Below are 4,990 nucleotides of genomic sequence, written 5' to 3'. Positions count from 1 at the left end.
CGGGTTTGTCCTGTCCCTCGGGGCGTTTTTATTGTGCTTTGGGGGTCCATCCGTGGGTGGCTTGGGGCGCATCCCCCCATTCAGCGCGTCTCGTGAGAGGAAAGTCCCCTTCAGCTCAGGCCGCGACGTAGTTGCCGGAGAGGATGAGCAGGACCTGCACCGTGATCCCGGTGCCGTAGTAGTCCTTGTTGTCCGGCGCGAACGACGTGAGCTGGGTGAACAGCTTGTCCAGCCAGGCCTGGGAGCCCGGGTCGGCCATGGCCGCGACAGCGAACGACGCGGTGAAGCACGGGTGCTGGCCGCTTTCGGTCTTCGAGCCCGACAGCGAGTAGCCGGTGGTGATCTTGGCCGGGTCGCCGCCGGTCGCCTGCTTGATCCAGGCGTTCATCTTCCGCACCTGGCCGGCCGCCGCGCTGCCCGGCGCCGTGATCGCGTCGGCACCGAGGCGCCACGGGTCGCGGCAGGCGTTCCAGCTGTACTTGCCGTCGTTCGGGCCCTCCAGGAAGTTCGCCCCGGCGGGTTTCGGCGTCGAGTTGGTGCCGACCACGAAGTCCGGCAACAGGCCGGTGTTCGGGGCGTTGTTCTGCTGCAACGTCGAGACAGCGCTTTCGTGCTTGGCGCGGATGGTGTTCCACTCGCTGTCGCCGGTCGCCTTGGCGAACGCGCGGAAGTGGCCCGGCATCCAGTCCGAGGACCGGGAACTGTTGATGTACTTGCCATCGGTGGCCCAGTCGCCGAGGCGCATGTACTTCGTGTTCGGGTTGACTTCGCTCTTCTTGATCGCGTTGATGATCCGGACGGCTTCGGCCTTGTAGTTCACCGAACCGCCGCTGCCCCACTTCTTGTCGGCGACGAGCAGGCCGTAGGCGATCTCCAGATCGCCGTCGGTGGCCGAGTCGCTCCCGTTGACGCTCTTGCAGTTGGCGTCCTGTTCGGCGGCGTGCAGATCCTTGTTGTTGACCGAAGGATGCGCTTTCACGAACTTCAGGATGCCGTCGACGATGCTGCGGGCCTGCGGGTCCTTCTCCGCCATCATGGCCGCGATGCTCAGGCCGTAGCCCTGTCCTTCGGCGACGAAGGCGTGATCGGCGTCGGGCGCGAGCACCGCGTAGGTTCCGCTGCCACATTTGGTGGTGAGGAAGTGCTGCTTCCAGAAGGAGTAGTACTTCTCCAGGGCCTGATCCTGCGCCGCCTGCGACGCGGACGGCCGCAGAGTGCCTGGCACGTAAGGGGTTCCGCCCGCGGGCGCCGCGACCGCCTGGCTCGGCATCCCCAGCAGGCCCACTGCGAACGCGGCCACCGCCGCCAGTGCCCGGACAGGTCTTTTCATCGTTCCTCCGTAGGACTTCGTCGGCTGCGGCGGCGATGCGTCCGAGGTTGACAGAAAGGTCAAGAGAACGTCAAGACTGTTAGGAAACTTTCTTTACGATTAACCTGTGCGACACCCTTCCGGGCCGCTACCCCGAACGGGCTAGCGTTGCGGCCATGACGATCGACCTCACCGGGCGTGGCCCGGACTTCGCGCGGTTCTGGACCGAACGGCGGCTGGCCACGCTGAGCACGGTCCGGCCCGACGGCACCCCGCACGTCGTCGCGGTCGGGGTGACCGTCGATTTCGCGGCCGGGATCGCGTGGGTGATCACGTCCGGCTCGTCACGCAAGGCCCGGCTGGTGCGCGCGGCGGGCGCGGACGGCGCGGCCGTGGCGGTGTGCCAGTTCGAGGGCCGCCATTGGTCCACTTTGGAGGGAAGGGCGGTGCTGCGCGAGGACGCCGAAGCGGTGCGGGACGCGGAAAATCGTTACGCGGCAAGGTATCGACAGCCACGAGTGAATCCGGGCCGGGTCGTCATCGAAATCGCGGTGACCCGCGTACTCGGCAACGCCTAAGCGAACATCCTGGCGAGCACGCCCTCGGCGCTGCGCACGACGACGTGGGCGGCCGCGCGATCGGCACGCGGCCGGTCCGGGCGTTCCGCCTCGTGGCGCCACCGCCGGATCGCGTCCAGCCCCGCGGCGTGGACGTCGGCCGGGTCGACCTCCGGCGGGAGCCCGAGGCGTTCACCCGGCGAGGTGCCCTGCGCACCGAGCAGCTGGACGGCCTCCTCGGCTGCTTCGCCGGTCAGCGCTGTCCGCCCGCCACGGATGTCGGCGATGAGCCGCAGCTCACGGAAGTCGTGGCACGCGGCGGCGAACCGTTCGACGCGGACCGCGAGCCGGTCGCTGTGCGGGCGGGGTTCGCCGCGCAGCAACGATTCCAGGTACAGCACGGCGGTCCGCGCCTTGAGCACCCCGGCACGAGCGACGAAACAGCTCGCGATCGTGTCCCGCAGTTCGCCGAGACCACTGCGCCGGACGAGCTCCGCGGACAACCGCATCCTGCTGTCGCAGCCGGTCCGGATGAGTGTCGCGGCGAGCCGGACGCCGTAGAGCCCGAAGCGGGTCAGCAGCGCACGCCGGGTCTCGGCAGGCAGCCCCACCGGGAACGGGTCCGCGATGAACGCGTCGACCGAAAGCAGGTGCCGGTCCAGCTCGGCTCTCGGCACGGCACCCAGCGCCGCGAGGAGGTCGAATTCGTCGTCGCGCAGGGCGCGCCCCGCATAGGCGAGCTGCCCGGCAACCGCGATCACGCCCTGGAACCCGCTGCACTGCGGGTCCTCGCGCCACGCCCGCCTGGCGAGCTGTTTCGCGTTCAGCAGCGCGTCGATCCGGCCCGCGCCGACCTCGTCCGCCCGCGCCAGCACGAGGATCGTGTTCACCGCGCTCTGCCGCGCGAACGCCGAACCGCCGTCCGGCCGCGCGGCGGCCAGCTCGTCCGGTTCGAGATGCCGGATCAGCCGCACGGTCGCGTCGGTCGGCGTCGCGGGATCGTCGAGCAGGGTGACCTCGCGCAGCGCGCGGGTCGGCCATTCGCCGAGCGCCGCGGCCAGCGTCGACTTCCCGGCACCCGCCGGGCCGGTGAAGCCGACGCGCAGCGGTTCGTCCCAACTGTCCAAAAAGGAGTGAAGCGGCCCGGCCGCGCGCGGATTGTCGTGGTACAGCGCGGCCGCGTCGGCGAGCAGGGCACGGACGTCCTCGGTCACGCCGGCAGCTCCCGCGGCATCCGCCCGGCGAGCAGGCCCAGTTCCCCGGCCCGTTTGTGCAGGGCCGCGAGGCGGTCGATCTCCCGCCGCAGCGCCGCGGACCGGCGTTCCCGCTCGGCCGAACCCGCGATGATCGTCTCGCGTTCGGCGGTGAGTTCCTCGGAAAGTTCCTCGGCGAGTTCGGTGAAGTGATCACGCAGGCGCCGCTGTACCAGCCGGATCGCGTCGCGGGATTCCTTGGAGAACCGCAGGAAGACGTCGTCGACGTGGCGTTGCGCGGCTGCCTTCGCGGCCGCCTGGCGGCGTTGCAGCCGCATCCCGCCCTCGTCGTGGATGGTCTTGGCGGCGAACGCGGCACCGGCGCCGATGGACACCGGGTTGATCAGCGGCATCCCGGCGAGGCTGGTGACCAGGCCGAACATCAGCACCCCGCCGTACGAACCGCGCAGCCCGGTGAACGCTTTCTGGCCGATCTTGAACCGCTCGATCCGCGGCGGCCCGACCTCCCCGATCGTCGACACGCCGGAGTCGTCCAGGCGCAGTTCCGGCAGTTCGCGTTCGTACCGGGTGCCGAAGACCGCGGCGACGGCCTGTGCGATCCACTCCGCCCGCGCGGCCATCCAGCCGTAGTTGGTCTCGACCGCTTCGGCGAGGGTTTCGTCCAGCCAGGCGGCGAAATCCGGCCAGACCTTCGCCGGATCGCCCTCGTCGAAGGTGCGGTCGATGTGCTGCACGATCTTCCTGGTGCGCTCCCGCAGGTCGTACTCGGCGTCGGCGCTCAGGTCGGCGATCTCGTCGGCGAGCAGGTTTTGCCACTTCAGGTTCTGCTTGCGCAGTTCGTCGCCCCGGCGCTGCGCGCGGTTGAGCAACGTGGTCTGGTCGATCCCGGCGTCCTGGCCGGCGGCCTCGGCCCGCGTGCGCAGGGTGTCGACGAGTTCCGCCGCCGCGGCCCGCACACCGACCGCGGCGAGCAGCGCCATCGACTGCTCGGCACCCCGCGCGCCCTGCTCCGCGATCCACGCCAGCAACGCCGGAAACCCGGACTGCGCGTTGAGTTCCACGTCACCCGCCTTCGCGGCGGCCTGGCGGACGACGGCGGAAACGGGCAGGACCGGCGCGTCGATCCCGGCCTCGGCGAGCGCCGCGCGGTCGCGTTCGGCCACCGCACGCCAGCCGGGGCAGACGTCGATCTTGGTCAGCGCCAGCACGACGTGCGGGCACCAGGTCCGGACATGCCGGGCCAGCGCGAGTTCCGCGGCGGTGAGCGGTGCTGTGGCGTCGGAGACGAGCATGACCGCGGGCGCGTCGGCGAGGACGTCGAGCGCGGCCGCGGTACGCGGGGACCGCGGGTCGCCGACGGCGGGCGTGTCGATCAGCACGAGTCCGGCCGACAGCAGTTCGCGCGGGACACCGACCTCGACCCGGCGCAGCGTCCCGGCCGGGCGCGCGCCGAGTTCGCCGGTCAGCCGCTCGACGGCGACCGGGATCCGTTCCCGGGCCTGGCCGACGAGCGTGGCCCCGGGTTCGGGGGCGTAGCCGATCTCGGTCGGCACCGAGGGGGTGGCCGCGTCGCCGACCGCGCAGACCGGCGCGTTCAGCACCGCGTTGAGCAGGTAACCCTTGCCCTGCTTGGGAAAACCGAGCACGGCCAGCCGCGTGCGGCCGGGGTCGGCGTCACGTCTTCTGCGCAGCCGTTCGGCGAGATCCGCGCGGCCGTGGGCACGACAGGCGGCCAAGGTCTCGTCGAGGACCTCGAGCCAGGCGGGGACGGTCACGACGAAGGAGTGTCCCCCCTCCCGGATCGCGCCGCACAACGGGGAGCGGGGGCCCGGGGCCGGCCGGCGGGCGCGCGGGCGGGGGGGGGGGGGGCGCGCGGGTGTGGTGGGGGGGCAGAGAGGATCTCTGTGTGG

The 4,990-nt window shown here is 71.1% G+C and carries 4 protein-coding genes; 1 reads left to right on the top strand and 3 read right to left on the bottom strand.

What is annotated here, in order from left to right:
- Nucleotides 1-115: 115 nt before the first annotated feature.
- The gene (locus tag ACFWX1_RS22760; RefSeq protein ID WP_378390332.1) at nt 116-1,330 is read right to left on the bottom strand and encodes a glycosyl hydrolase family 8; all 1,215 of its coding nucleotides are present in this window, start codon (nt 1,328-1,330) and stop codon (nt 116-118) included.
- Nucleotides 1,331-1,485: 155 nt separating this feature from the next.
- Here ACFWX1_RS22760 and ACFWX1_RS22755 point away from each other — a divergent pair, with 155 nt between their 5' ends.
- Nucleotides 1,486-1,887: a TIGR03618 family F420-dependent PPOX class oxidoreductase gene (locus tag ACFWX1_RS22755; protein WP_378390330.1), complete on the top strand. Its 402-nt coding sequence runs from the start codon at nt 1,486-1,488 to the stop codon at nt 1,885-1,887.
- Here the strand turns inward: ACFWX1_RS22755 and ACFWX1_RS22750 are convergent.
- Both ACFWX1_RS22750 and ACFWX1_RS22745 read right to left on the bottom strand, forming a co-directional pair.
- A complete protein-coding gene (locus tag ACFWX1_RS22750) occupies nt 1,884-3,080 on the bottom strand; it encodes a GTPase (protein ID WP_378390328.1) in 1,197 nt (398 codons plus the stop codon). The genes ACFWX1_RS22755 and ACFWX1_RS22750 overlap by 4 nt on opposite strands.
- On the bottom strand, nt 3,077-4,855 hold the full coding sequence (locus ACFWX1_RS22745; protein ID WP_378390326.1) for an isoniazid inducible protein IniA: 1,779 nt from the start codon (nt 4,853-4,855) through the stop codon (nt 3,077-3,079). The genes ACFWX1_RS22750 and ACFWX1_RS22745 overlap by 4 nt, the downstream gene beginning before the upstream one ends.
- Between the last annotated feature and the right edge of the window lie 135 nt (nt 4,856-4,990).

Origin of the sequence: Amycolatopsis sp. NPDC059021, assembly GCF_042739895.1 — a bacterium.
Taxonomy (GTDB): domain Bacteria; phylum Actinomycetota; class Actinomycetes; order Mycobacteriales; family Pseudonocardiaceae; genus Amycolatopsis.
Note: the sequence above shows the minus strand (reverse complement) of the source record. Positions and strands in the feature narration are given on the sequence as shown.

Bases quoted from the DNA above. Each gene is read 5' to 3' on its own strand.
- ACFWX1_RS22755 (WP_378390330.1), top strand. From the start codon at position 1,486: ATGACGATCGACCTCACCGGGCGTGGCCCGGACTTCGCGCGGTTCTGG.
- ACFWX1_RS22760 (WP_378390332.1), bottom strand. From the start codon at position 1,330: ATGAAAAGACCTGTCCGGGCACTGGCGGCGGTGGCCGCGTTCGCAGTG.